This window comes from Rhodococcus sp. RDE2 (assembly GCF_020885655.1).
Taxonomy (GTDB): domain Bacteria; phylum Actinomycetota; class Actinomycetes; order Mycobacteriales; family Mycobacteriaceae; genus Rhodococcus; species Rhodococcus pyridinivorans.
The window spans coordinates 2,708,738-2,731,558 of the sequence record NZ_AP025186.1 but is presented as its reverse complement, the minus strand read 5'-3'; the positions used below and the strand labels follow the sequence as shown (position 1 = coordinate 2,731,558).

The 22,821-nt window shown below is 66.1% G+C and carries 27 protein-coding genes and 2 pseudogenes; 14 read left to right on the top strand and 15 right to left on the bottom strand.

The window, feature by feature from the left end; translation table 11 throughout:
* Nucleotides 1–248: 248 nt before the first annotated feature.
* From LPH33_RS12785 to LPH33_RS12775, 3 genes are all read right to left on the bottom strand, one after another.
* A complete protein-coding gene (locus LPH33_RS12785; protein WP_120284300.1) occupies nucleotides 249–722 on the bottom strand; it encodes a DUF4383 domain-containing protein in 474 nt (157 codons plus the stop codon).
* Between the two features lie 197 nt (nucleotides 723–919).
* Complete coding sequence (locus LPH33_RS12780; protein WP_145692122.1) at nucleotides 920–2,317, bottom strand: DUF2254 domain-containing protein; 1,398 nt, start codon at nucleotides 2,315–2,317, stop codon at nucleotides 920–922.
* Between the two features lie 16 nt (nucleotides 2,318–2,333).
* A complete protein-coding gene (locus tag LPH33_RS12775; protein ID WP_145692121.1) occupies nucleotides 2,334–2,891 on the bottom strand; it encodes a DUF421 domain-containing protein in 558 nt (185 codons plus the stop codon).
* Nucleotides 2,892–2,934: 43 nt separating this feature from the next.
* Between LPH33_RS12775 and LPH33_RS12770 the strand changes: the two genes are divergently transcribed.
* From LPH33_RS12770 to LPH33_RS12760, 3 genes are all read left to right on the top strand, one after another.
* Complete coding sequence (locus LPH33_RS12770; protein WP_088898126.1) at nucleotides 2,935–3,234, top strand: YrhK family protein; 300 nt, start codon at nucleotides 2,935–2,937, stop codon at nucleotides 3,232–3,234.
* Between the two features lie 88 nt (nucleotides 3,235–3,322).
* On the top strand, nucleotides 3,323–4,570 hold the full coding sequence (locus LPH33_RS12765) for a cation:proton antiporter (protein WP_229568330.1): 1,248 nt from the start codon (nucleotides 3,323–3,325) through the stop codon (nucleotides 4,568–4,570).
* A 6-nt stretch (nucleotides 4,571–4,576) separates the two neighbouring features.
* Nucleotides 4,577–5,461 carry a potassium channel family protein gene (locus LPH33_RS12760; protein WP_145693068.1) on the top strand — a complete coding sequence of 295 codons (885 nt, stop codon included), beginning with the start codon at nucleotides 4,577–4,579 and terminating at the stop codon, nucleotides 5,459–5,461.
* Nucleotides 5,462–5,490: 29 nt separating this feature from the next.
* Here LPH33_RS12760 and LPH33_RS12755 read toward each other — a convergent pair whose 3' ends face one another.
* On the bottom strand, nucleotides 5,491–5,898 hold the full coding sequence (locus tag LPH33_RS12755) for a four-helix bundle copper-binding protein (protein WP_145693067.1): 408 nt from the start codon (nucleotides 5,896–5,898) through the stop codon (nucleotides 5,491–5,493).
* Between the two features lie 132 nt (nucleotides 5,899–6,030).
* On the opposite strand from LPH33_RS12755, the pseudogene LPH33_RS12750 reads away from it, so the two are divergent.
* From LPH33_RS12750 to LPH33_RS12740, 3 genes and pseudogenes are all read left to right on the top strand, one after another.
* A pseudogene (locus LPH33_RS12750) lies at nucleotides 6,031–6,264 on the top strand (response regulator); the annotation flags it as partial.
* A gap of 486 nt (nucleotides 6,265–6,750) precedes the next feature.
* Nucleotides 6,751–7,923: an APC family permease gene (locus LPH33_RS12745; protein WP_229564868.1), complete on the top strand. Its 1,173-nt coding sequence runs from the start codon at nucleotides 6,751–6,753 to the stop codon at nucleotides 7,921–7,923.
* A complete protein-coding gene (locus tag LPH33_RS12740; RefSeq protein WP_229564867.1) occupies nucleotides 7,907–8,095 on the top strand; it encodes a hypothetical protein in 189 nt (62 codons plus the stop codon). The genes LPH33_RS12745 and LPH33_RS12740 overlap by 17 nt, the downstream gene beginning before the upstream one ends.
* A gap of 61 nt (nucleotides 8,096–8,156) precedes the next feature.
* Here the strand turns inward: LPH33_RS12740 and LPH33_RS12735 are convergent, their stop codons facing one another.
* Both LPH33_RS12735 and LPH33_RS12730 read right to left on the bottom strand, forming a co-directional pair.
* Nucleotides 8,157–8,606 (bottom strand): hypothetical protein, encoded by a 450-nt coding sequence (locus LPH33_RS12735; protein ID WP_183070704.1) that lies wholly within the window; start codon nucleotides 8,604–8,606, stop codon nucleotides 8,157–8,159.
* Between the two features lie 169 nt (nucleotides 8,607–8,775).
* Nucleotides 8,776–9,672: a molybdopterin oxidoreductase family protein gene (locus LPH33_RS12730; RefSeq protein WP_229568329.1), complete on the bottom strand. Its 897-nt coding sequence runs from the start codon at nucleotides 9,670–9,672 to the stop codon at nucleotides 8,776–8,778.
* Nucleotides 9,673–10,462: 790 nt separating this feature from the next.
* On the opposite strand from LPH33_RS12730, the gene LPH33_RS12725 reads away from it, so the two are divergent.
* The 4 genes and pseudogenes from LPH33_RS12725 to LPH33_RS12710 all read left to right on the top strand — a co-directional run bounded on the left by LPH33_RS12725 (nucleotide 10,463) and on the right by LPH33_RS12710 (nucleotide 12,551).
* Nucleotides 10,463–11,266: an IS5 family transposase gene (locus LPH33_RS12725; protein WP_145690968.1), complete on the top strand. Its 804-nt coding sequence runs from the start codon at nucleotides 10,463–10,465 to the stop codon at nucleotides 11,264–11,266.
* Nucleotides 11,194–11,343, top strand: a pseudogene (locus LPH33_RS26960) (hypothetical protein); the annotation flags it as partial. The gene LPH33_RS12725 and the pseudogene LPH33_RS26960, both read left to right, overlap by 73 nt.
* A gap of 6 nt (nucleotides 11,344–11,349) precedes the next feature.
* A complete protein-coding gene (locus LPH33_RS12715; RefSeq protein ID WP_229568529.1) occupies nucleotides 11,350–11,619 on the top strand; it encodes a CBS domain-containing protein in 270 nt (89 codons plus the stop codon).
* Nucleotides 11,620–11,684: 65 nt separating this feature from the next.
* The gene (locus LPH33_RS12710; protein WP_145693064.1) at nucleotides 11,685–12,551 is read left to right on the top strand and encodes a universal stress protein; all 867 of its coding nucleotides are present in this window, start codon (nucleotides 11,685–11,687) and stop codon (nucleotides 12,549–12,551) included.
* A 39-nt stretch (nucleotides 12,552–12,590) separates the two neighbouring features.
* On the opposite strand, the gene LPH33_RS12705 is transcribed toward LPH33_RS12710, so the two are convergent.
* The 7 genes from LPH33_RS12705 to LPH33_RS12675 all read right to left on the bottom strand — a co-directional run bounded on the left by LPH33_RS12705 (nucleotide 12,591) and on the right by LPH33_RS12675 (nucleotide 17,529).
* Nucleotides 12,591–13,004: a DUF302 domain-containing protein gene (locus LPH33_RS12705; RefSeq protein ID WP_120282729.1), complete on the bottom strand. Its 414-nt coding sequence runs from the start codon at nucleotides 13,002–13,004 to the stop codon at nucleotides 12,591–12,593.
* 31 nt (nucleotides 13,005–13,035) lie between these two features.
* Nucleotides 13,036–13,305, bottom strand: a complete 270-nt coding sequence (locus LPH33_RS12700; RefSeq protein WP_120282728.1) for a metal-sensitive transcriptional regulator — start codon at nucleotides 13,303–13,305, stop codon at nucleotides 13,036–13,038.
* A gap of 91 nt (nucleotides 13,306–13,396) precedes the next feature.
* Nucleotides 13,397–14,743, bottom strand: a complete 1,347-nt coding sequence (locus LPH33_RS12695; RefSeq protein WP_145693063.1) for an MBL fold metallo-hydrolase — start codon at nucleotides 14,741–14,743, stop codon at nucleotides 13,397–13,399.
* 80 nt (nucleotides 14,744–14,823) lie between these two features.
* Nucleotides 14,824–15,597, bottom strand: coding sequence for a sulfite exporter TauE/SafE family protein (locus LPH33_RS12690; RefSeq protein WP_229564866.1), 774 nt, complete (start codon nucleotides 15,595–15,597; stop codon nucleotides 14,824–14,826).
* A gap of 82 nt (nucleotides 15,598–15,679) precedes the next feature.
* Entirely contained in the window at nucleotides 15,680–15,994 is a 315-nt protein-coding gene (locus tag LPH33_RS12685; RefSeq protein ID WP_159416617.1) for a rhodanese-like domain-containing protein, read from the bottom strand.
* 57 nt (nucleotides 15,995–16,051) lie between these two features.
* Nucleotides 16,052–16,930: a sulfite exporter TauE/SafE family protein gene (locus tag LPH33_RS12680; protein WP_229564865.1), complete on the bottom strand. Its 879-nt coding sequence runs from the start codon at nucleotides 16,928–16,930 to the stop codon at nucleotides 16,052–16,054.
* A 2-nt stretch (nucleotides 16,931–16,932) separates the two neighbouring features.
* Nucleotides 16,933–17,529: a rhodanese-like domain-containing protein gene (locus tag LPH33_RS12675; RefSeq protein WP_064852759.1), complete on the bottom strand. Its 597-nt coding sequence runs from the start codon at nucleotides 17,527–17,529 to the stop codon at nucleotides 16,933–16,935.
* Between the two features lie 165 nt (nucleotides 17,530–17,694).
* Between LPH33_RS12675 and LPH33_RS12670 the strand changes: the two genes are divergently transcribed.
* The 3 genes from LPH33_RS12670 (at nucleotide 17,695) to LPH33_RS12660 (ending at nucleotide 19,790) form a co-directional block, all read left to right on the top strand.
* On the top strand, nucleotides 17,695–19,074 hold the full coding sequence (locus tag LPH33_RS12670; protein WP_229564864.1) for an MBL fold metallo-hydrolase: 1,380 nt from the start codon (nucleotides 17,695–17,697) through the stop codon (nucleotides 19,072–19,074).
* Nucleotides 19,075–19,122: 48 nt separating this feature from the next.
* Nucleotides 19,123–19,296: a hypothetical protein gene (locus LPH33_RS12665; RefSeq protein WP_229564863.1), complete on the top strand. Its 174-nt coding sequence runs from the start codon at nucleotides 19,123–19,125 to the stop codon at nucleotides 19,294–19,296.
* A 353-nt stretch (nucleotides 19,297–19,649) separates the two neighbouring features.
* On the top strand, nucleotides 19,650–19,790 hold the full coding sequence (locus LPH33_RS12660) for a hypothetical protein (RefSeq protein WP_229564862.1): 141 nt from the start codon (nucleotides 19,650–19,652) through the stop codon (nucleotides 19,788–19,790).
* Between the two features lie 562 nt (nucleotides 19,791–20,352).
* On the opposite strand, the gene LPH33_RS12655 is transcribed toward LPH33_RS12660, so the two are convergent.
* Nucleotides 20,353–21,228, bottom strand: coding sequence for a universal stress protein (locus LPH33_RS12655; RefSeq protein WP_229564861.1), 876 nt, complete (start codon nucleotides 21,226–21,228; stop codon nucleotides 20,353–20,355).
* 83 nt (nucleotides 21,229–21,311) lie between these two features.
* Nucleotides 21,312–22,181 carry a universal stress protein gene (locus LPH33_RS12650; protein ID WP_229564860.1) on the bottom strand — a complete coding sequence of 290 codons (870 nt, stop codon included), beginning with the start codon at nucleotides 22,179–22,181 and terminating at the stop codon, nucleotides 21,312–21,314.
* A 99-nt stretch (nucleotides 22,182–22,280) separates the two neighbouring features.
* On the opposite strand from LPH33_RS12650, the gene LPH33_RS12645 reads away from it, so the two are divergent.
* On the top strand, nucleotides 22,281–22,745 hold the full coding sequence (locus tag LPH33_RS12645) for a hypothetical protein (RefSeq protein ID WP_420714434.1): 465 nt from the start codon (nucleotides 22,281–22,283) through the stop codon (nucleotides 22,743–22,745).
* Nucleotides 22,746–22,821 lie beyond the last annotated feature (76 nt).

Below are 22,821 nucleotides of genomic sequence, written 5' to 3'. Positions count from 1 at the left end.
GCGGTCGTATACGCGGCGCCCCGAATGTCCTCGTGCGGGTTCAGAAGCATCATCTCGCCTTCATCGAGATCGATCAACGTAGGGTAGGTCTCTTCCTCGGACACAGTCTTGCCTCCTCACCTCAGCGGTTCCACCCGCTCGCAGCGCAGAGCCTTCACCGGACGGGTGCCCGATTCGGCTCGGCCTCAACCACGCCGCACCACCGTCGCAGTTCGGTGAGCGCGGTCTGTCCGCCTGGACAGAAAGCTTCACAAGGGTGTATCCGGGGTATCGGCGTGGCTTCCCCGAGTGAGCACGATACCGAGTCCGATCATGCCGACACCCAGGACGAAGTGCAGCCAGTCATCGGCCGAGTTGAGCGGGATGAAGTTGATGGCGCCGCCCTTGTCGATCAGCAGCCCGAACACCCACAACCCCAGATAGATCAGCCCGCCGAGCAGCAGGTAGATCCCTGCAGCCGAATGGACACGGGCCGCAGCGATACCGGCGATACCGAAGACCACGTGAACGAGGTTGTGCAGCACCGACACCTGGAAAACGCCCAGCAGCATCGCGCCGGAATCGTGACCGGCACCGGCGAGATGATCGAGGTCGGAGGTGATACCCGGGATGAACCCGAGGATACCGACCAGCAAGAACATCACGCCGGCGACCACTGCCGCGGTCTGTACCGGCGTCGCGGTGAGTGAACGTCGGGCAGGGCGAGGCGATGGAGTTGTCATCATGCGACCCTTTCGCACAGTCGGTGCCTGATGCGCTCCTCGCCCGAAGGGTTCCCGACCCACAGGAGCCACAAACCGTCTCGCCACAGCCGACTTCTGCATAATTTTCGATTCGCGATCGGTGTCTCGGCGCGTCTTCACACGGGCGGACAGCAGCGGCTGCACGGGCCGTACCGATGTCCCGTACTCCTGCGGCCTCAACGCAGCCGGGACCGTGAGTGCCAGCGATGTGTGAGGCTGCTGTCGACATCGTCGGCGGTGCGCTCGAGAGCACGACGGACCACATCTTCGTGCTCGCCGAGGCAATCACGGAGCCGCGCGAGCTGATCGCCGATGGCAACGCGGTGACTGTCGGTGACCGCTTTCCACCCCAGCAGCTTCAACATCGACAGCAGCGCCTCGAGGACCTCGGGATCGGCGGCACCGTAGATTCGCGGTTGTGTGCACACCAGATCGAGCAGTTCAGCAAAGGTCGGGCGTGCGATCACCACTCGCACCCGATCGTCGAGATCGCACACCGGGTAGGGCCCCAACCGAGCAGACAGCAATTCGACGAGGACCGCCGTGCAGGCGACGAGACCGTGCACCGCGGTCGTCGGATCGTTGATTCCCGGTGACAGGGCACGTACCACCACATCGGTGAGTTGACGTAGTCCGTAGCCGACGTCCTGGGCGGTGGTGCGTTCACTGCTGGTGCGCACCGCGCTGCGGATCCGGTCGTCGAGCCGGTCGAGTGTCTCACCGGTCAGGGGGTGTTGCGGGTGCACAGGCCAGCAGCGCGCGATCGGTGTTCCCGCCACGACCGGGTCGCCCACCGGGCGATCGATCCACACGAAAGCCTCGGCGCGCACCGCCGCGTCGAGGACGGCGCGTTCGTGGATCTCGACCACGAACCCGGAATCGGCGGCTTCGACGAGGTGAGCGTGCGGCGGCGGTTCGGGCAGTGGTTGCTCCGGTCCCCCGCCGGTGGTGGCCTGCGGAAGGATATCCGCTGCCGTCGCGCAGGTGTCGGCGCGTACCTGGTCGAGGACGGTTTCGACGCGGATCTGCCGCACCAGATGGCCGAGGAACAGCACCAGCGACACCACACTGGCGACGGTCAGTGCATACGCCAGAGTCACGGCCAACTGGGGCACGAATTCGCTGGTGCCGGCGTCGGTGTCGTTACGGACTGTCCGCAGCACGGTCAAGGCGTAGATGAAGGTGCTCAGGAACAACGCCAGGGTGCGTTGCACCACGCGGTCGGCGGCGAAGGTGCGCAGCAGCCGCGGTGAATACTGGCTGCTGGCCAGCTGCAAGGTCACCAATGTGAGGGAAAACGTCAACGAAGTGACGGTGATGAGCGAGCCGGCGATCGCGCCGAGCACCTCCCGGGCCGCGTCAGCGCTCCCACCGAACAGATACCCGGCCACCTCCGCAGGCATGTGATCGTCGACGGCGGTGTCGAGTTCGGGCACGCCGATCCCGGCCAGCACCGCGAGCAGCACCGCCACGGCCGGCAACGGCCACAAGCGCGACCGAAGCGCCTCGACAAGCACTCGGCGCCGCGCTCGTACGACATCGAACACCTGGACGTGCCCTCGAGGACCGGTCATGGCAACGTCGTGCTCCTCATCGACGGTCACCACCGGGTCGGGACGATCGGCGGTGACCACCGGATGCCGAATGAGCGACATCGTCCAGGACCGAACCGTTGCCGTACTGCTGGTGGCCGATCACGCTGAGGCTGCCGTCGGTTTCGAGCACCACGGCTGCGACCTGTCCCAGGTCGCCGAAACCGGAGGCGCGCACCGCTTGCCGTACCTCGCCGGGGCTGATCCGTTGCTGTGCCAGCGCCAGGTCGAGCATTGCACCGTGCTCGACGAGCAAAGTCGGATCGGCAGTGAGCACGGCGCGACTGCGAGGCCAACGAGAGGAAACAGCAGCGGCCAGAAACTGCAGCCCAGCCAACAGCACCAGCGCCACCGCGCCCTCGGACCACGACACATCGGAACTGAGCAGAATCGTCGCCAGCGTCGAACCGAGCGCGACGGTGACGACCAGGTCGAAGGCGTTGAGTTCGGCCAGGGTTCGCTTCCCCGAGATCCGCAGCACGAACACCAGCCAGAGATAGGCGGCCGCACCGACGAGCACCACACGCATCAGATCGGACCAACTTCCGAACCACATCCGTCGGGCATACCCGCACCAGCGGGTGGGTACTCGCCCGGCCATGGCCACCGATCGCACCCGAACAGATCCGTCGCTGCAACTGTCCGTCGGCCGGGAGCAGGTCGTGATCGACAACCGATACGAGACAGCCTCGATCGTCAACGACGTCCTGATCGCGGTGTTCTTCACCATCGGCAGCGTGTTGTTCTTCTTCGACTCCACCCAGACCGCCGGCACCTGGCTGTTCCTGCTCGGCTCGCTCGACTTTCTCGCCCGGCCCGTGATCCGCCTGAGCCGGCGCACGCATCTGCGACGGCTGGGACACCGCTCCGCTCCCACCGACCGCGACTACGACTACTGATTCTCCGAATCTCGGCCCGCACTCCCCCGAGTCACCATCGTTCGGATGGGTGACGATTGCGATGCGTCGATCCGGGAATGCGATCGTCATGCACATCGATGTCGTTCTCGCCGTGGTCGGCGGACTCGGGGTAATCGTGGCAGCGATTTCCTCGGCGATGCGCCGCCTGCCGTTGTCCGAACCCCTACTCGGTCTGGTCGCCGGGGTACTGCTCGGTCCCCAACTACTCGATGCGTTGCCGATTGCACCGGTGACGGTCGAACACGGCCTGTTCCACGAGCTCGCCAGGGTTCTCTTGGCCGTGTCCGTGATGGCGGTTGCCTTGCGTTACCCCATCGCCGCGCTGCGTCGCCACCGCCGCGCACTGGCCGTGCTGCTGCTGGTCGTCATGCCCTCGATGGCGGCGATCTCGACCGGACTCGGATGGGCGGTGGCCGGATTACCGCTGGCCACGGCACTGTTGTTCGGGGCCGCGATCTGCCCGACCGATCCGGTGCTGGCCTCGAGTGTGGTCACCGGCGATCTTGCCGAACGGGACCTTCCCGCCCGGGACCGACAGCTGCTCTCGCTCGAATCCGGCGCGAACGACGGCCTGGCGCTGCCACTGGTGGTCGCCGCGATCGCGGTCGCCGGCCCACTCAGCGCCGGTGCGGCGGTCAGCGAATCACTGTGGCAGGTCCTCGGCGCCCTGGTCGCCGGCGCACTCCTCGGCGCCATAGGCGGTGCAGCACTGCGACTGGGCGACAAGCACGGCGCCACCGCACACGGCCCGGCCCTGTTGTTCACCGCTGTGTTGGCCCTGGGAATCCTCGGCGTGGCCGGTCTGCTGCACGTCGACGGGGTGCTCGCCGTATTCGTCGGCGGCCTGGCCTTCAACGCCGTCGGCACCGGCGCCGAACGGACTTCCGAAGTCGAGATCGACGAGGCCGTCAACAGGTTCGCAGTCCTGCCGTTGTTCTTCCTGCTCGGCGCCGCCCTACCGTGGCAGCAATGGGCCGAGCTGGGCTGGAAAGCGCCCGCCTTGATGGTCGCTGTCCTGCTTCTGCGGCGGATCCCGATCGTGCTGTTGTTGCGACGGCCACTGCATCTACCGCTGCCCGACGCGGTGTATCTCGGCTGGTTCGGGCCTGTGGGGGTGTCCGCATTGTTCTATCTGACGATAGAAGCCGAACGTCTCGGCGTCGACGACGCCGTGCTCGGCGCCGGCACGCTCGTGCTGACCGCGAGCACAGTGGCATTCGGTCTCACCGCCGCAGCCGGGCGCAACCTCTACGTTCGGGCCGTAACAGGAAGAGTCGATCGGGTGCGGCCGACGCGCGCTAGGGACCGGAGGTAGACGGCAATGACGTGGTTACTCAGCGCGCTCGGCGCAGCGCTCATCGCAGGGGCGTTGCGGGACATCTATGCCACGTTGTGGCATCCACACGGGCTGGGCACGCTGAGCCGCTGGGTGTTCCGAATCATCTGGTCGATCGCCGGGAGGATCCGCCGCCACGGCCGGGCGCTCGGCTCCGCCGGCCCGCTGGGCATGATCGCCACGGTGTTGCTGTGGGCTGCGATGATCGTGACCGGGTGGGCGCTGATCTACCTGCCGCACAAGCCGGGCGGTTTCTCCTTTGCCTCTGCGCTGCAGCCGCAGTCGTCATCCGATCCGGTGGCGTCGCTGTATCTGTCGCTGGTGACCGTGGCCACCCTCGGCTACGGCGACATCACTCCCGCCTATCCGGCGTTGCGGTTGCTGCTCCCGGTGCAGGCGTTGATCGGGTTCGTGTTGTTCACTGTGGCGATCTCGTGGATCTTGCAGATCTATCCGGCGTTGATCCGCCGCCGCGCCGCCGCCCGGACCGTGCATCTGCTGATCTCGACCGATTCGACCGAGGTTGCCCGCCGTGGAGAGGCGAGCATCGCGTGCGCGCTACTCGACGAGCTCACCGAGGCGTTGACCACCGTGGAGTTCGATCTGCGGCAGTACGGCGAAACGTACTTCTTCCGCGACGCCGACTCCGATCGGTCCCTGGCCGCGATGCTCGGGCACGCTCCCTCTCTGGTTCGGGCCGGGGAGGCATCGACGGCGATGGAGGTGCGCCGCGCCGCAGTGCGGCTCGAGCAGCAACTCGGGTCGCTCACCAGCTATCTCGATAGCCGCTATCTGCACACCGGAGGATCGATCGAACAGATCTGCGCTGCCTACGCCGCCGACCACCGGCACCGGACCACACCACGGTGACCCGGCGCCGGCGATGCTGCGTGAGCAGGTCAGTTGAGGGCGGCGAGCAGATCGCGGCAGGCCTGCTCACAGCGCCGGCACGCCTCGGCGCAGATCCGGCAGTGCTCGTGATGGGAACTGTGCCGGTCGCATTCGTCGCCACAGACCTGGCAGGCGGTGGCGCAGGCCTCGAGCACGGCCTTGGTGACCGTCGCGTTGTTGCCGGTCTGGCGCGAGAGGATCCGGGCGGTCGCCGCACACAGGTCGGCGCAGTCGAGGTCGGTGCGGATGCAGGTGGTCAGGTCGGCGACGGTGTCCTCGGCCAGGCACGCGTCGGCGCAGGCGGTGCACGTCTGCGCGCAGTCGGTACACGCCTCGATGCAGGCGGCCAACACGCCCGTGTCGATGTCGCCCACATTCTTCGGATAGCTCTCGAGCATGCTCGCTGCAGTGCCCATGACAGTGCTCCTTTCCTCGGGTGACGGCTTCTCACGGAACAGCAAGTTCCGCTTCGTCTGTCGCGTACCCGAGCAAGCACACTCTCAACATGTCGTACAGATTTTTCGGTGCCCGGAAGTGCCGCCGCGGTGGAGGTATTAGCCCGAATCAAGGCCGATCCGGAACTGTCTGCCATCCCCGTGGTGGTGTTGACCTCCTCCGCGGCCGAAGAAGACCTGCTACGTAGCTACCGGCTGCACGCCAACGCCTACATCACCAAACCCGTCGACTTCGATCAGTTCGCGGGCGTGATCCGCACGATCGACAACTTCTTCCTGCACGTGGTGCGTCTGCCCCATCGGCCGCCGATCTCCGGCGCACCGTGAGGCGATGCGCCGACGCGGGCTGTGCGCACCTGAGGTGACGCATCCCCTTGTCTCACGGTCGGCGCCCAGTTCGGGAGCTCGGACGAATACCAGTGCATCCTCGCCGGCGATCCGGTGGTCGATGATGCGGTCGATGGTCTGCCGCCACTGTGCACGCACGTCGTCGATGTCGGCGCCGGCGTCGAGTCGTTGCAAAATATTCTGTTGCGCAACGTGATAGGCCATGCGGGTATCGATGTCGAAGGAGGGTAGTGCCATGGGCCTGCACCCTACGGGCCACACGCGAGAAGCCCAAACACCCTGGTCGTCGTGAAGACGATTGCCGAGCCGAAGGTTTCGCTAGGACGGCGCTCGTGTATCCGGATCGCGCCTCGAGTCATCGGGGCACCGTGGGCGCAGCCGCGAGAGCGGATCGGCCTGTGGTGCGACGGGCACAGCGGGCGATCTCCGCACCGGAGGCGCGCACGCGGAACGGAGGGACATGTGATGTCTTCCAGCACCGACGAGACCAAGAAATTGTCGTTGATCGGCTCGATCGCGCTGGGCACCGGCGTGATGATCGGGGCGGGCATCTTCGCTCTGGTCGGTCAGGTCGCCGAACTGGCCGGCTCCGCGATACCGTGGGCGTTCGTCGCCGGCGCGGTCGTGGTGGCATTCAGTGCGTATTCCTATGTGCGCTATTCGAGTACCGATCCCTCCTCGGGAGGAATCGCGATGATCCTTACCGCCGCCTACGGTCCCGGGGTGATTGCCGGGTCGTTCTCGTTGTTCATGTACGTCTCGATGATCCTGGCCGAGAGTTTGCTGGCTCGAACGTTCGGTACCTATCTGCTGCGCCCGTTCGGGATGCAGAACTCCCCGGTGTGGGTGCCGGTGCTCGCCGTCACGGCGATCGTGGCGGCGACGATCGTCAATCTGGTGGGTAACCGATGGGTGGAAGGCTCGGCCACGGTCACCGCAGCGCTCAAGATCGCCGGTATCGGTGTGCTGGCGGTGGCCGGAATCATCGCCACCGGGATGTCGGCGCTGTCGGATGCGCTGGTGGGACGTCCCGGCGGAGCGCCGCCGGACAGTGGACTGTGGGGATTTCTGGCCGGCACGACCCTGTGCATCCTGGCCTACAAGGGCTTTACCACCATCACCAATCAGGGTGCGGACATCCGCAATCCCGAACGCAATATCGCTCGCTCGATCGTGATCGCGATCGCGGTATGCACCGTGATCTACCTGTTGTTGACCGTCGCCGTCGTCGGGAGCCTGCCGGTCCCGCAGATCCTCGCCGCCCGCGGCTACGCCCTCGCCGAGGCCGCCGAACCCTTGTTCGGTTCGTGGGGGGGTGTGGTTGACGGTGGCAGTGGCCGTTGTAGCAACGTTGTCGGGTCTGGTGGCGAGCCTGTTCTCCGTCTCCAGGTTGTACGACATGCTGCGCGAGATGAAACAAGTCCCGGGTGTGCCGGTGTCGCTCAACCGGCAGTCTCTGCTCATCACCGCAGCGTTGGCACTGGTGACGGCGAGCCTGTTCGACCTGAGCCGGATCGCGGCGCTCGGAGCGATGCTCTATCTGTCGATGGACATCGCCATCCACTGGGGAATGATCCGCCGACTGCGCCACCGGGTCGAGTTCACCGTGTGGATTCCGGCGGTGGCCATCGCACTTGATGTGCTCGTACTCGTGCCGTTCGTCATGATGAAAGCACGCAGCGACTGGTTCACGGTGGCGATCACCACCGCGGTGGCAGCAGTGATCATCGCCGCCCAGGCGGTGAATGCGCGGCGCCACCCCCACGACGATCCCGGACAGAACAGTTCGGCAACGTCCGAGGCGAGCTGAGACGATGCCGTCTATCTGCCGGGGTCCTTCTCCCGCGTAACCCCGCCTGCCGGATCTCGACTCAGCCGACGAGGCGACGCACCTGCACCAACCGGTCCCCGGCCTCGAGCACCCCCGCCTCGCTCGCGCCGGCGCGCAACAGCTGCCCGTTGCGCACCACCGCGACGACCGGATCGGGCAGCCCGTGCGGTGCACACCCGATCTCCTCGGCCCGCACCTGCCGTTCGGTGAGCGCAGGACCTGTCTCGGAGGTGAGCAACTCGTCGACGAGTTCGGCGCCCGTCGGGGTCGCCACGGCCAAACCGAGCATGCGTCCGGCGGTTTCCGAGGACAACACCACCGAATCCGCACCGGCGCGACGCGCGGCACGCACATTCGCCGACTCACGGATCGCCACGGTGACCGGTACGGTCGGAGCGATCTCGCGTGGAACCGATCTCGTGTTCGACCAGCCACTCGTAGGAGTGCCCATCGAGCGTACGAGCGGCGCTTCCACCAGCGTGTGCGCCATGGGTCAGCATCCGCAGACCGCCGCGACGCATCCCGAATCCTCAATCCACAGTCCCCATATTGCAGCCTGAACGCAGGCCCGGCCCGCACGCAATACGTCAGCGGATATGAACGGTGACTCTGCCCGAAAACCTCCGATTCGTACATAACTCCCCTCGCCCACTGGATTCTCATGATCCTGTTGGACGCTGGACAATGACCACTCGGCTATCGAGCAACCGGGCGGATCGCCACCGCGGTGATCTTGTACTGGGACACCCGGTGTCTTCGTCTGTACGAGCGGAGGTCAGGGCATTCACCGGTGCGTGCGGGAAGTGGAAATCGCAGAAAGCCGTGCCGGGAGCTGTCTCATCGGTGACTGTGGCGGTCAGGCGCACGGCGCCCCGCCGGCTGCGAACCTCGACGGTGTCGCCGGTCCGCACACCCATCGTTACCGCGTCCTGCGGATGGAGATCGACGGATTCGCGCGGACTCAGGTCGATGTCGGGTGTACGCCTGGTCATCGAGCCGGTGTTGTAGTGCGCCAACCGTCGGCCGGTGACGAGTACGTACGGATAATCCGCGTCGATGGCTTCGCCGGGCGCTAGGTAGGGCACGGGCGCGAGGTGCGCCCGACCGTCACCGGTGGCGAACCCCTCGAGGTACAGGGTGGCCTGCCCGGACTGATTACGATCGGGACACGGCCAGTGCAGCGGGCCCTCGCGGTCGAGGCGGCGGTGTGAGATCCCGGCGAACAACGGCGCGAGCCGAGCGCATTCGTCCATTGCCTCCGAAGGGGTGGCGCAACCGAGTTCGACGCCCATCGCGCGGGCAACACTGCTGATGATGTCGAAGTCCGTCCAGGCACCGGCCGGCGGTGCGACCGCGGGTCGCACGCGTTGAAATCTCCGATCGAAGTTCACGAAGGTTCCGTCCTTCTCGAGGAACGCTGCAGCCGGGAAGACGATGTCGGCGACGCGAGCGGTCTCGGACGGAAACAAGTCGTGACAGATGAGTAACTCGCACGAGGCCAACGCTTCCCGAACGTGCGCGGATTTCGGGTCGGATACGGCGACCTCCTCACCGATGACGTAGAGGGCACGCAGCTCGCCTGCGCAAGCGGCGTACGATCGATTGGATCGAGGTGCCGAACTCGACCTCGTAGACGCCGGGATGACGAAAGAGCTGATTGAGACGAGCGGGCGTTTGCCCCCATACCGCCACCCTGACCGTATCCGTTAGGTGCATGCACATTCCGTAAGACACCGCCGATACTTTCGACTCAGTTCTCACCGACGCAGGTCGGTACACGGACCGACATGGAATCCGAAGAGGCCTAACGAGCCAGGCTGCCACTGAGATGCACCGGCGCCCACCCTGCGGATCACAGTCGGCCGGGTGGCCGGCTCCAGCGACAACGGGTCCAAAGGCCCTTCCTCAGAGCACCAACAACTGAGACGCTGAAGGATGTCAGAAGCTGATGGTCTCGAACAAAGGCACCATTGTGCCCACACGACCCGTTATCGGCACTCCTGCAACCACGATGGCAGGGGCTATCCCACTGAGCGAATTCCTCCGGGGCATCGAGAAGGTCCGGCGCACTTTCGGGCGTGGGACGGCAGTGCCCCACGTCGTCACGTACAGCGGGTGGGATCGCTATGTCCCGCGCCTGTGAGATCATGCACGCCAAAGCGACGTGCATCGACGAACACGACACCTTGCGTACCGCGGCGCAGAAAATGCGACAGTGAGGTTTTCTCACCAGAGAGTCACCGACGACAGCAAAGACATCCGAACGGTGTGGCGTGAAAAGAGGACGTGGGGTCCTGCCTGGTAGGGATTGTTTCGAGCAAGAAGCAACCCGGAGCAGGACCCCACGTGATTACCTATCGTGCCACGCTCGACGTGCCCGAGCACACCCTGACCTTCGTCGCCCGTATCCTCGCTGCCCACCGCCGCAGGACCGATCGCCGGCCGTGGCAGCGGGCCGCGACCGTCTACGTCCAGGCTCTGATGGTGCTGCGGTGGTTCCGCGACGGCACCGACGTCGCCACCCTGGCGCGCGATGCCCGCATCTCGCAGGCCACCGCCTACCGGTATCTCCACGAAGGTATCGACGTGATCGCTGCGCACGCCCCGGACCTGCACGACGTGCTCGAACGTGGGATCGAGTCCGGCTGGGAGCATGTCTGCCTCGACGGCACCCTCATCGCCTCGACTCGCTGCCGGGAGCGTTCCGAGTCCGGGCACGACGTGTGGTACTCGGGTAAACATCGCCGCCATGGCGGCAACGTCCAGGTCCTGACCGATCCGACCGGCTACCCGATCTGGGTGTCCGAGGTTGCCCCCGGTTCGGTGCACGACCTCACCGCTGCTCGTCGGGGCGGGATCCTCGGCGCCCTCTACCACGCTGCCGCCGGCGGGATGCCCACCCTCGCCGACAAGGGGTACACCGGTGCCGGGATCGGCGTCCACGTCCCGACGAAAGGCCGTGATCTCGATATCGGCACTCGTTGCCGCAACACGCTGCTGTCTGCGATGCGTGCTCCGGCCGAACGCGCGAACGCGCTGCTGAAGACCCGGTGGAAGGCGCTGCAGCGAATCAGTCTATGTCCGTGGAGGATCGGCTCGATCGCTGCTGCGGCTCTCGTTCTTCTTCACCTGCAAGCACCGGCCTGGTGAGAAAACCTCAGTCGGGCATCCAAGCGCTACCCGTCTGTGACGACAACGGATACCTGAGAGGTGTCATTACCGATCGTGACATCGTGATCAACGGCATCGCAGCACAACTCGACCCCGCCACCACTACCGTCGGTGAACTCACCGACGATCGCCCGGTGTGTATTCAAGCCGATGCCGAAGTCGAGGACGCACTCATTGTCATGCAAGCTCACAAGATTCGACACCTGCCGGTTGTCGACGACCGCCGCGTCGTCGGGATCATCAGCGAAGCCGACCTCGCACATCATCTTCCCAAGCATATGTTCCTCGACTTTATGAAGACGATGAGCTTGCGACAAACGCTGTTGGAGTGATAACCCATGGCGTTCCTCTCTCGCCTTTCCCTGCGTATGATCGGTTGTCTTCCGAAGGCATGGCTATGAGTGCACACCGGCCGATCGTCGTGGGGGTCGACGGATCGGCACCGGCCCTGCAGGCCGTGATCTGGGGTGCACGCGAAGCCAAGGAGCGGGGTGTGCCGCTGGCGCTGGTGACGACGGTGTCGATCCGGGGCTTTCACGGAACTCCGGGCGGTATGCCGGCAGGGTTCTTCGAACAGGAGGAAGGCGAGGGGCGGAAACGACTGTCCGAGGCCACCGACCGCGCACACCGCGCGACTTCAGGCCTCGAGGTCGAGTCCCATCTGTGTACCGGATCGCCGGTGCTCGAGCTGATCGAGCGGTCAAAGACCGCATCGATGGTGGTTGTCGGGGCCGGCCACAGCCGCCTGGGATGGGAGAGATTCGGTTCTGTGAGCAGCTCGCTCGTGCTGCATACGCATGCACCGGCAGTGGTGGTGCGCGACCTGCCGTACATCGACGTCTCCGACATCACCGGTCCGGTCGTGCTGGGCGTCGACGGATCCGAAGACAATTCCCGCGCTGTCGAACTGGCCTTCGACGAAGCGGCGCGGCGGGATGTCGAACTGGTGGCAGTCCATGCCTGGTCCGACGTGGATGTGCGATCCCCCTTCCGGTTTCGGATCGACTGGGACGCCGTGGAGACCCGCGAACGGGCACTGCTGTCGGAAAACCTTGCCGGCTATGTCGAACAGTTCCCCGATGTCCCGGTCCGGCCGATCGTCGTGATGGATCAACCCTCCCGTAATCTCGCTGCACATGCCGCCAACGCTCAATTGCTGGTCCTCGGCCGACGCGGACGCGGCGGATTCCCGAATATGCTGTTGGGGTCGACCACATGGGCCTTGCTGCACACCGTGCTCTGTCCGTTGATGGTGGTGCCGTAGGTCCCTACAAGCACTCGACGGCCGTGGAACGGGCGGCATTCAGCTTTCTGCCGAGTCCGTCCGCAGGGAATCGATGGCGGCCTGCAAGGCCGTGGTGGCGTCGGCGGCGACCTCGGCCAGCCCCGGTTGCTCGGCGACCTGCACCATCAGTTGTGGGTTCATTGCATCGACGACGATGGTATGCGGATCGTTCGGGTCGGCGCGCACAACGACGTTGCATGGAAGCAGCAGGCCGATCTGTCGGTCGACGGTCACCGCCCGGTGCGCCAGCGGCGGGTTGCAGGCGCCGAGGATCAGATAGTCCTCGATGTCCTCGCCGAGTTTCGATTTCAAGGTGGCCTTCATGTCGATCTCGGTGAGCACGCCGAAGCCTTGCTCGGACAAGGCTGTGCGGGTGCGTTCGACGGCGTCGGCGAACGAGGTGTGCAGCGTTGTCGACAATGCGAGTGTCATGGCTGGTACGTCCTTGTCTCGAGCGCGCCGGTCAGGCCAGGGCGAGGAAGAGCTTTTCGAGTTCCGCCTCGGTCATCGGTTGCTTGCCGTCCTGAGCGGTGTCGGTCAGGCATTCCTTCAGACCTGTCGCGACGATCTTGAAACCCGCGCGGTCGAGGGCGCGGGAAACCGCGGCGAGCTGGGTAACGACGTCCTTGCAGTCGCGGCCCTGTTCGATCATCGAGATCACCCCTGCGAGCTGCCCTTGGGCGCGGCGCAGCCGATTGAGAACCAATGCGATGCTGTCTTCGTCGCCGACCATGTAAGTGTCCTTTCTCCGGTTTTCCACAGTATACCCCAGGGGGTAATTTAGGGTGTGGTGTACACCCGATGTGAGCCCGCGGCAGGCCGCTTCACGCCATGAGTCCGAGTCCTCGGGCACGGTCGAATTCGTCGTTGACGAGGACGACGCTGCGTTCGGGTGCATCGATCATCGATGCTGCAATCGACGAGCGATAACCGGACGCGCAATGCACCCAGACCTCACCCTCGGGAACCTCGCCGAGACGACCGGCCAGTTCGTGCAGTGCGATATTGACGGCGCCGTCGATGTGCGACTCGTCGAACTCGTTCGCCTGCCGCACATCGAGGACGGTGACCTGCTGCTCGTCGCGTCTGCGGGCCAGCGCCGAGAAATCGGCGACACGATAGGAACGCAATTCACCACCGGCGACGAGTGTGTGGATCTCACCCACCGCCGCGCCCTCGAGATCGTCGATGCCGATGCGGACGAGTTCGCGACGCGCGTCGAGTACCTGCTCCTCGCTCTCTCCGATCAGGGTCAACGGCGCTCCCCAGGTGTAGAGCCAGCCCAGATAGGTCACGAACGAACCGGACAGCTCGAATCCGAGGGTGCCGCCGAGGTGCCCGGCGGCGAAAGCAGTGCGCTCGCGGAGGTCGACCACCCATTCGCCAGCGTCGATCCTGTGGCGCAACTCGTCCGGATCGACGCGCTCGGGCATCGACAGGTCCACCGGCGCAGGCCCGGCGCGGTTGATCACTCCCATATGCGCGTAATACGCGGGATAGGCGGCCAGTCCCGCGAGCAGTTCGTCGACATAAGCTTGTTCATCCTGGGTCAGCGCCGGGTTCGACGTACGTTCGCGGCCGATAGTGGACTCGTCGCCGCTGGCGGGGGTGGCCGCGCAGAAACTGCCGAAGCCGTGCGTGGGGTACACCTTCGTCTCGGCGGGCAACTCCTCGGCGAGGCGGCGCACCGAGTGGTACTGCGCGTGGGTGAGTTCGTCGGTGTGCTCCTCGCCGACGAGGTCGGTGCGTCCGGTCGTGCCGAAGAGCATCGAACCGCCGGTGAACACTCCGACGGCAGTGTCGTCGGGGTCGCGCAGCACATAGCTGACGTGATGATGCGTGTGACCGGGAGTGTGCATGACCTGGAAGCGGAATGCTCCGGCGTCGACGATGTCGCCGTCGACCACCGCGCGCCGCGGGTAGCCGAGGTCGTCGCCGGCCGGAACGACGTATTCGGCGTTCACTGCCCGGGACAGTTCGAGACCGCCGGTGACGTAGTCGTTGTGGATGTGGGTTTCGAGTACGTGGGTGATGCGCACCCCCCGTTCGGCCGCCAGTTTCAGTACGCGGTCGATGTCGCGTTGCGGGTCCACCACGGCGCCGATCTCCCCGGCGCTGATCAGGTAGCTGCGATCGCCGAGGCCGGAGGTTTCGATGATCGACACGTCCATCGCGGGTCTCCTTCGTTCGGGGGAGGTACGGGACGAATACCCGCACCCGTATAGGTGAAAGGTTAGATGTGGGGTCTCGATCACCGCAGGAAGATCGCATCGACGAGCACGTAGGCGGCCACGGCGAACACCAGATACGCGAACCAGCGTTGCAGCCGATCGGTGTCGACGCGGGTGCCGAACTGCCCCGCGATGAGTGAGCCGACGATCGCGGTGCCGGCGAAGGCTGCGGTGATCGCCCAGTCGATGCTCGTGCCGCTCAGATGTGAGATCAGACCCGCGGCGGAGTTGACGACGATGATCACCAGTGAGGTGCCCACGGCGATGGGCATCTCGATGCCGAGCATGAGGACGAGCGCGGGGATGATGAGGAATCCGCCGCCGACTCCGAACAGGCCGGTGAGGAAGCCGACGGCGAGGCCGGCCGAGATCGACCGGGGTGCGCAGCGGCGCCAGTTGATCCGGGAGCCTTCGGTCGAGCACGCCGTTCCGGTACCCCCACGATCGGCGAGCATCCGCGCACCCGCCGCGACCGTCACCACCGCGAAACCGATCAGCAGAACACGTTCCGGGAGCAACCGTCCCACGGCGCTGCCCGCGAAGGTGGCCGGAATTCCGGTGGCGGCGAAGATGCCTGCCAGGCGCCACTCGACCAGGTGGGCGCGCATTTTCGGCAGCGCCCCCATCGCCGACGCCATACCGACGACGATCAGCGAGATCGGGATGGCCTGCTCCATGCTCAGCCCCAGGCCGAAGACCAGCGCCGGGACCGCGAGGATCGATCCGCCTCCGCCGAGCAGGCCGAGCAGCACGCCGATGACAGCCCCGAAGCCGAGCGCGAGCGCCAACGTCATCTCGATCCTTTCCGTCGATTTCTCTGTCAGCAGTACGGCGGGGCCGGTCGATCCGACGCCGAACCCGATATCGGATCCGTCCTCAGGCGGTGGGTCCGCGGCGGACCTCTCGGCCCGCAGTCACCCACGCTCTCGTTCCGCCGGCAACGGATACCGCGGGCCGTCCGGCCGATTCGAGGATCTCGGCTCCGCGCTTGCTCCGGTTTCCCGATGCACAGATGACGTAGACGGTCTCTCCCGGAGACACCTCGCCCACACGGGCGGACAGTTCGGGGAGGGGAATCAATTGGGCGCCGGGAACGTGGCCCTGGATGTACTCGTAGTCCTCGCGGACATCGAGCACCGGAGCTCCGGACTCCCACGCCTGGATCAGAGCGGCAGTGTCGACTTCGTGCATGGTGAACTCCTCGGTTCGGGTCTGTCGAGAATGGGTGAGCACTTCCGACTCTTCCGCTCAGCCCGCCGCCACGGCGGCGCGAGGGCGCCCTCCGAGTCGTTGCAGCGGGCAGTGCTCCCTGCGGTTGCAGGCATAGGTAGCGCCGGCGGCAACGACGGTGAGTGCCGCCGCGGCGATGCCGACACCGGGGTGGATCTCCTGGGCGAGGATGACGGAGGACATGATCAGGACGAACCAGCCGAAGCTCTTGCGCAGGGTGTCCGGATCGACCAGTGAGGTCAGACGGCCGCCGATGACGCTGCCCACGACGGCGGCACCGGTGACCATCGCCGCCAGACGCCAGTCGATCTGCACTGTGGACAGGTAACCGCCGAGTCCGGCGAAGGACTTCATGGCGATCACGATCAGCGAGGTACCGACCGCGACCGGCATCGGCAGACCACCGAACAGCGCCAGAGCCGGGACGACGAGGAAGCCGCCGCCGGCGCCGACGAGGCCGGTGACCAGACCGACGACCACACCGTCGAGCAGGATCTTGCCCACGGGCATCGCGCGCTCGCCCTCGTCGGCCGCGGCTTTGTTCTTACGGCCACGGAGCATCGCGATCGCCGTGGCGATCATCATCACGGCGAAGCCGAGCAACAGGACGGTGCCGGGGATGAAGCGTGAGAGCAGACCACCGCCGTAGGCGCCGACCATGCCGGCCAGGCCGAACAGGATTCCGGTGCGCCACTGCACGCGGCCGGCGCGTGCGTGGGAGATCGCGCCGACCGCGCTCGTGACACCCACGACCAGCAGCGAAGTGGCAATCGCTTCCTTGGCGTCCATGCCTGCGACGTAAGCGAGTAGCGGGACGGTGAGAATCGAGCCTCCGCCACCGAGCAGTCCGAGGGTGACGCCGACGAGGACTGCCAGAGCTACGGTCAACGCGATCATGATCAGTTCCTCTCGGCGCGTTCTGTATTCGAACGGACCAGCTGCGCGACGATGCTCTGGGCATCACACGAGGCGCCGCGGTTGTAGGGCAGCTTGGACAGCAGCATGCCCATCGCGCAGGTGTTCGACAGTGCGGCGAAGGTCAACCCACCGCCGATTCCGGCGGCGAGCCACTTGAGCTTCGGCACGGCGATGCTGCCGAGAACCGAGCTCAGCACGAGCGAACCGGCGACGAGCCGGACCTGGCGTTCGAGATCCCAGCGTTCGGCGCCGCGGTTGACGGGCAGGCCGGCCGATTCCCAGCCGAGCATGCCGCCGGCGAGGATGTGGAGGTTGAACAATCCTGCCCCGCGCAGGGTCTCTTCGGCTTGACCGGCACGCTGTCCGGATCTGCATACCAGCACGACGTTCTCGTCGAAATGGGCACAGAACTCGTCGCGGTGCTCGCGCAACAGGTCCAGGGGGACGTTGTAGGCGCCGGGAATGTGCACGGACTCGAACTCGCCCGGAGTCCGGACGTCGATGATCCGCACGTTCTTGCCGGAGTCGATCGACGCGTGCAAGGAGTTCGGGTCGACGGTGACAGCAGACTCGATCATGAATGGCCTTTCGATCAGGGAAGCCGAGAGGGAAGAGCTCCGGCAACAATACCCTTGGGGGTATTGTTCAGCCATCATACAGATACCCCTGGGAGTACTTGACATACCCTAGGGGGTATATGCCACGATGTCCACATCACCCCGGATCCAGCAACGGAGGAATCCATGATTCTCGAGCAGTACTACATCGAGTGCCTCTCCCACGCCTCCTACCTCATCGGCGACGAGAGCACGGGAAAGGCCGTCGTGGTCGACCCCCGCCGCGACATCACCGAATACCTGTCCGACGCAAAGAAGTACGGGCTGACCATCGAAGGTGTGATCAACACCCACTTCCACGCCGACTTCGTCTCCGGCCACCTCGAACTGGTCGACGCCACAGGTGCGTGGATCGGATTCGGTGAAGCCGCCGAGACCGACTACCCGATCCGGCGGTTGCGCGACGGCGAGAAGCTCTCCCTCGGCGAGGTCGAACTCGAAATCCTGTCCACCCCGGGCCACACCTGGGAATCGATCTCGGTGCTGGTGCGCGAACACCCCGGCGCCGTCCCGACCGCGGTGCTCACCGGCGACTCCCTGTTCATCGGCGACGTCGGCCGTCCCGACCTGGTCAACCTCGGAGACGGCTCGACCAGCGATCTGGCGCGGGCCATGTACCACACCGTGCACGAGAAGTTGCTGACGCTGCCCGACGAGGTCGTCGTCATGCCCGCTCACGGCGCCGGTTCGTCGTGCGGAAAGAACCTGTCGACCGAACTCACCTCGACCATCGGGGAGCAGCGCGCCACGAATCCGTCCGTGCAACCGATGAGCGAGGACGACTTCGTCGCCCTGGTCACCGAAGGGCAGCCGGCCGCCCCGTCGTACTTCTCGGTCGACGCCGCGATGAACAAGCGGATGCACCCGCTTCTGCTGCAGGACCGCACCATTCCCGAGCTGAACCCCGAGCAGGTGAAGGCCGAACTCGTCGCCGGCACGCGTGTTCTCGATGCGAGAAGCGTCGACGATTTCGCCGCTGGGCATCTGCGCGGATCGGTCAACGTCGGGTTCGACGGGCGTTTCGCCGAGACCGGCGGCATGGTCGCCGAGGTCGGCGAGAAGATCGTGCTGATCACCTATCCCGGTGAGGAGCAGGACGCCGCGGTGCGTCTCGCGCGAATCGGATCCGACGGTGCCGCAGGCTATCTGAACGTCGATCGGGACGGGGCCTTCCCCGCGGAGCTGGCCGGCCTGATCGAGGCCGCACCCCGGACGACCGTCGAGGAACTCGACTGCTTGCTCGCCGCCGACGCGGTCACCCTCGTCGACATCCGCAACCCCGGTGAGCGCGAGTTCGGGACGATCCCGGGCGCGGTGCCGATCCCGTTGGCGCAGTTGCGCGCCCGCCTGGACCAGGTGCCGGTCGGCAAGCCGATCGTGGTGCACTGTGCCGGCGGGTGGCGTTCGAGCGTGGCGGCATCGCTGCTGCGGGCGCAGGGTTTCGGGAACGTCACCGACCTGCTCGGCGGTTACAACGCCTGGGCAGAATCCCACACCCTTGCTTGATCATCGACTATTCGCATTCCACGAGATCGCGTACCGAGGAGAATTGTCATGTGGTACCCCGTCACCTGCGCGAACTGCGGAAAGACCGGATGGGGTGGATGCGGACAGCATGTCGACGCCGTCATGGCATCCGTACCCGTCGCCGACCGCTGCACCTGCCATCGGGAGACCGGACCTGCCCATGTCGAGCGCCGCAGCGTCCGCGCTCTCTTCCGTCGGTGACCATAGGCGGTCAGATGCGTGACCGGGCAGCTCGCCAGTCCCTCATCGGCGCAGAGCAGAAGGACCCCCGACAACGCCTCGCCGCAGCGCAACCAGTCCAGACGTGTATCGGTGGTAGTCGACAGCAGCAGCAAGGCGGCGCGGTCCGGTGCGTCCCGCCCACCACCGGCGGTGCCTGCAGGAAACTCCCGTTCCGTGGCGACCGTCCGATGCGCTGGGGGCAGCGCGTCGGCGGGGACCCCTTCGGGATACACCACCTGGCCGGTCCACCAGGTCAGTTCCGCTTCGTAGTCGGGATCGGCTCGGCGTAGCCCGCTGATCCGCCGGGACAGGTCCTCGAGGGCGGGCCGCTGATGTTCATCGATCACACCGAGCTGTACACCGGTGCCCTCGACGAGGTCCTGCAATCGGGCAACGGTCCTCGGCCACTGCGGTGGGGCGTCCATCAGGAGCCGCTCGGTCCGTCGACGCTCGATCGCGGCCGCTATCCGTAACGCCTGCTCGGGGACGGCGGGGGTACGACGGAACCGGAGCGTGGCCAACAGATCGTGGTACGACGCGGGCGTCAGCCGGTCGATGTCCGCCGCCCACCCGGGCGAGCAGTGCAGTTTGCAGGTGGTGCAGCACCGCTCCGCAGGAGAGCACCATCTGGCGACCCGAGGGGTCGGTGGCCGGCAGGATGCGCTCGGGGTCGCTGAACAACCTCAATTCGGTCGTGCCGAGAACCCACCGCCAGGGCTGACTGTTGTGCAGGGACGGTGCGCGGCAGGCCGACGCGACCACCGACTCGAGCGTGCGGCGGTCCGGCATCGTCTCCGCAAAAGTCCCCATGCTCGTGTGACGTCACTTCCTGCCGGCGAACCGGGGGCGTCCCGGACCGCGGTGACCCGTGCAGTCCAGTCTCGCGCGTGCCCCTGCCGTACGAGTAGGGCCCGAGGTCCCCATCGGAACCCTCGAGCCGCCCCAGGACGGGCGCATTGTCCGGATCCACATGAAGGAAGCAGGCCCTCCCGTCGCCACGCCTACCGGCGGTGTCGTTGTCCGCCGCGGGCGTGGTCACCGCACGATCAGCAACGGACAGGTGACGGTGTGTATCAGGGCGCGACTGGTCGAACCCAGCAGCATCCCGGAAAAACCACCGCGTCCGCGTCGCCCGATCACCAGCAGCTGAGCGTGCGCGGCCTGTTCGCGCAGATTGTGCGCGGGTTGGTCCATCACCATCACCGGACGGACCGGCACGTCCGGATACCGCTCGGCGTATCCGGCCAAACTCTCCGACAGCAGGACTTTTTCGCTCGTTTCCATTGTTTCCCAGTCGATGCCGACTTGGAACGGGGAGCGGACGGTGAGGTCGGACCAGGCGTGGACGGCCACCAGTTCCACCCCTCGCAGCGCGGCTTCCTCGAACGCGGCGGTGACGGCGTGTTCGCCGGATTCGGATCCGTCCACACCGACCACGACCGGCCCGGTGATGTCGGTGACCTCGACGTGCGGCAGGTCCCGCACGACGACCACCGGGGCGTGGGCATGCGCCACGACGGCGGCGCTGACCGAACCGAGAAACATCCGCTCGAGCACATTCCGGCGCCCACCTCCGACCACGACCATCAGCGCCGAGGTCGAGCACTCGAGCAGCTCATGGATCGGCCCTCCCCAACCGAGCCGGGTGTCGATATCGAGGCTCTGCTCCGGGACGGTCCTGCCCGCGCAGTCGACGGCCTCGTCCAGGTGCGTGCGCGCCTCGAGTTCTTCCTGCTCGAAGAATGAGGCGGACAGTCCAATCGGAACACCGTAGGTGCTCCGATTCGGCATCGCCGCCAGTATGGACAGGGGGACGTGGCGTCGGGCGGCTTCCTGCGCTGCCCACGCCACGGCTTGCAGCGCGGAAGGCGATCCGTCGACTCCTACCACGATCGATCGGCGCATGGTCATGGCGAGTTCCTTCGACAGGAGAAGAGCGTGTCCGGCATCGTCATCGGTGTCCCCTCCGGTGGGGTGCGTCGGCGCTGTCGCCGTCAGGGCACGATCATCAGGGGGCAGGGAACGGTGTGCAGCAGCATCCTGGTGGTCGACCCGATCCGCATGTTCGCAAAGCCGCCGCGTCCGCGGCTGCCGACGACCACCAGTCGCGCCCCATCAGCGAAGTTCTGCAACTGACGGACGGGCCGGTCCAGGGCGACGATCGCGCGGACCCGCACCTCGGGGTACTGCGGCGCGTACCTGGCCAGGTTCTCGCTCAGGAGCGTCCGCTCCCGAGCTTCGATTCCGCCCCAGTCGAGGGTCCGGCGGAAGGGCAGGTTCATCTCGGCATCGGACCAGACGTGCACCGCCACCAGCTCGGCGCTATGTAGCGATGCCTCCTCGAATGCCGCAGTCACCGCCCGCGTGCTGCAGTCGGATCCGTCCACGCCGACGACGATCGGGCCGGACAGATCCGAGACCGAGATATAGGGCAGATCCTGCACGATCACCACCGGTCCGCAGGCATGGGTGACCACCGCGGCCGCGACCGACCCCAGAAGAGCGCGTTCGACCACACTGCGGCGGCCGGCGCCGAGCACCACCAGCACCGCCGCGCTTGATCGTTCGATCAGCTCCGCGGCCGGTGGACCGGTACACAGATGGGACTCGATCTGCACTCCCGCGACGGTGTCGGATGCGTGTTTGGCGGCCTCGGCGAGTCGCTGCCGGCCGTCGAGTTCTTCCTGCTCGAAAAATGCCGTCGGCATACCTATGGGGATGCCGGGGGTGCCACGCCCGGGCACGGTCGTGACCAGCGACAACGGTATCTTCCGCAGCGAGGCTTCCCGTGCGCCCCAGGACACCGCTTGGAAGCACTGTTCGGATCCGTCGACTCCGACGACGATGGAACGGTGCGTGGCCATCTCGGCTCCTCGGATCCGGGGCGGGATTTCCCGGGTCTTTCCATCGTCACCGGGCTCGGATCGATACCGTAGAGGCGAAGGTCCCCCATCACAGGCCGAGTGTGGTCGTGCTTCGCTCGGTCGTCCGCTGGATCAGCGCCGAACGTCCACCACCGAAGGCACACGATGACAACCTTGGTGCTCGGCAGCGCCATCCACAACGGGCAATGTCTTCCCGACGCTACCGCAGCGGTCGAACGACTCGACCTGCCCGCACATCAATGTGCGGTATGGGCGTTTTCGGTGTCGTCGGTGGGTGCGACGAGCACGACTCTCTCCCCTCGGGTGGCACGATATCTACGGCGCGTCATGTCCGAACCCGACGCAGTACAGATGTTGCGGACCCGCACCGAGCTCCGGGATCACCGGTTCTTCGCCGGCGCGATCGCCCCCGGCGACTGGCCAGGCTTCGGACGCATCGTCTTTCGCCTCATGGGCGGGCGATACGGCGACGCACGGGACTGGCACGACATCGACACATGGGCCCGGACCATCGGCGGTGAGATCACCGACAACCGGCACTGACCACGCCGTACCGGGCAGACGCCCCGGTTGGACGGCGGAGCGGCAGTCCGGCACCGGACCAATTGCCGACCGTGGT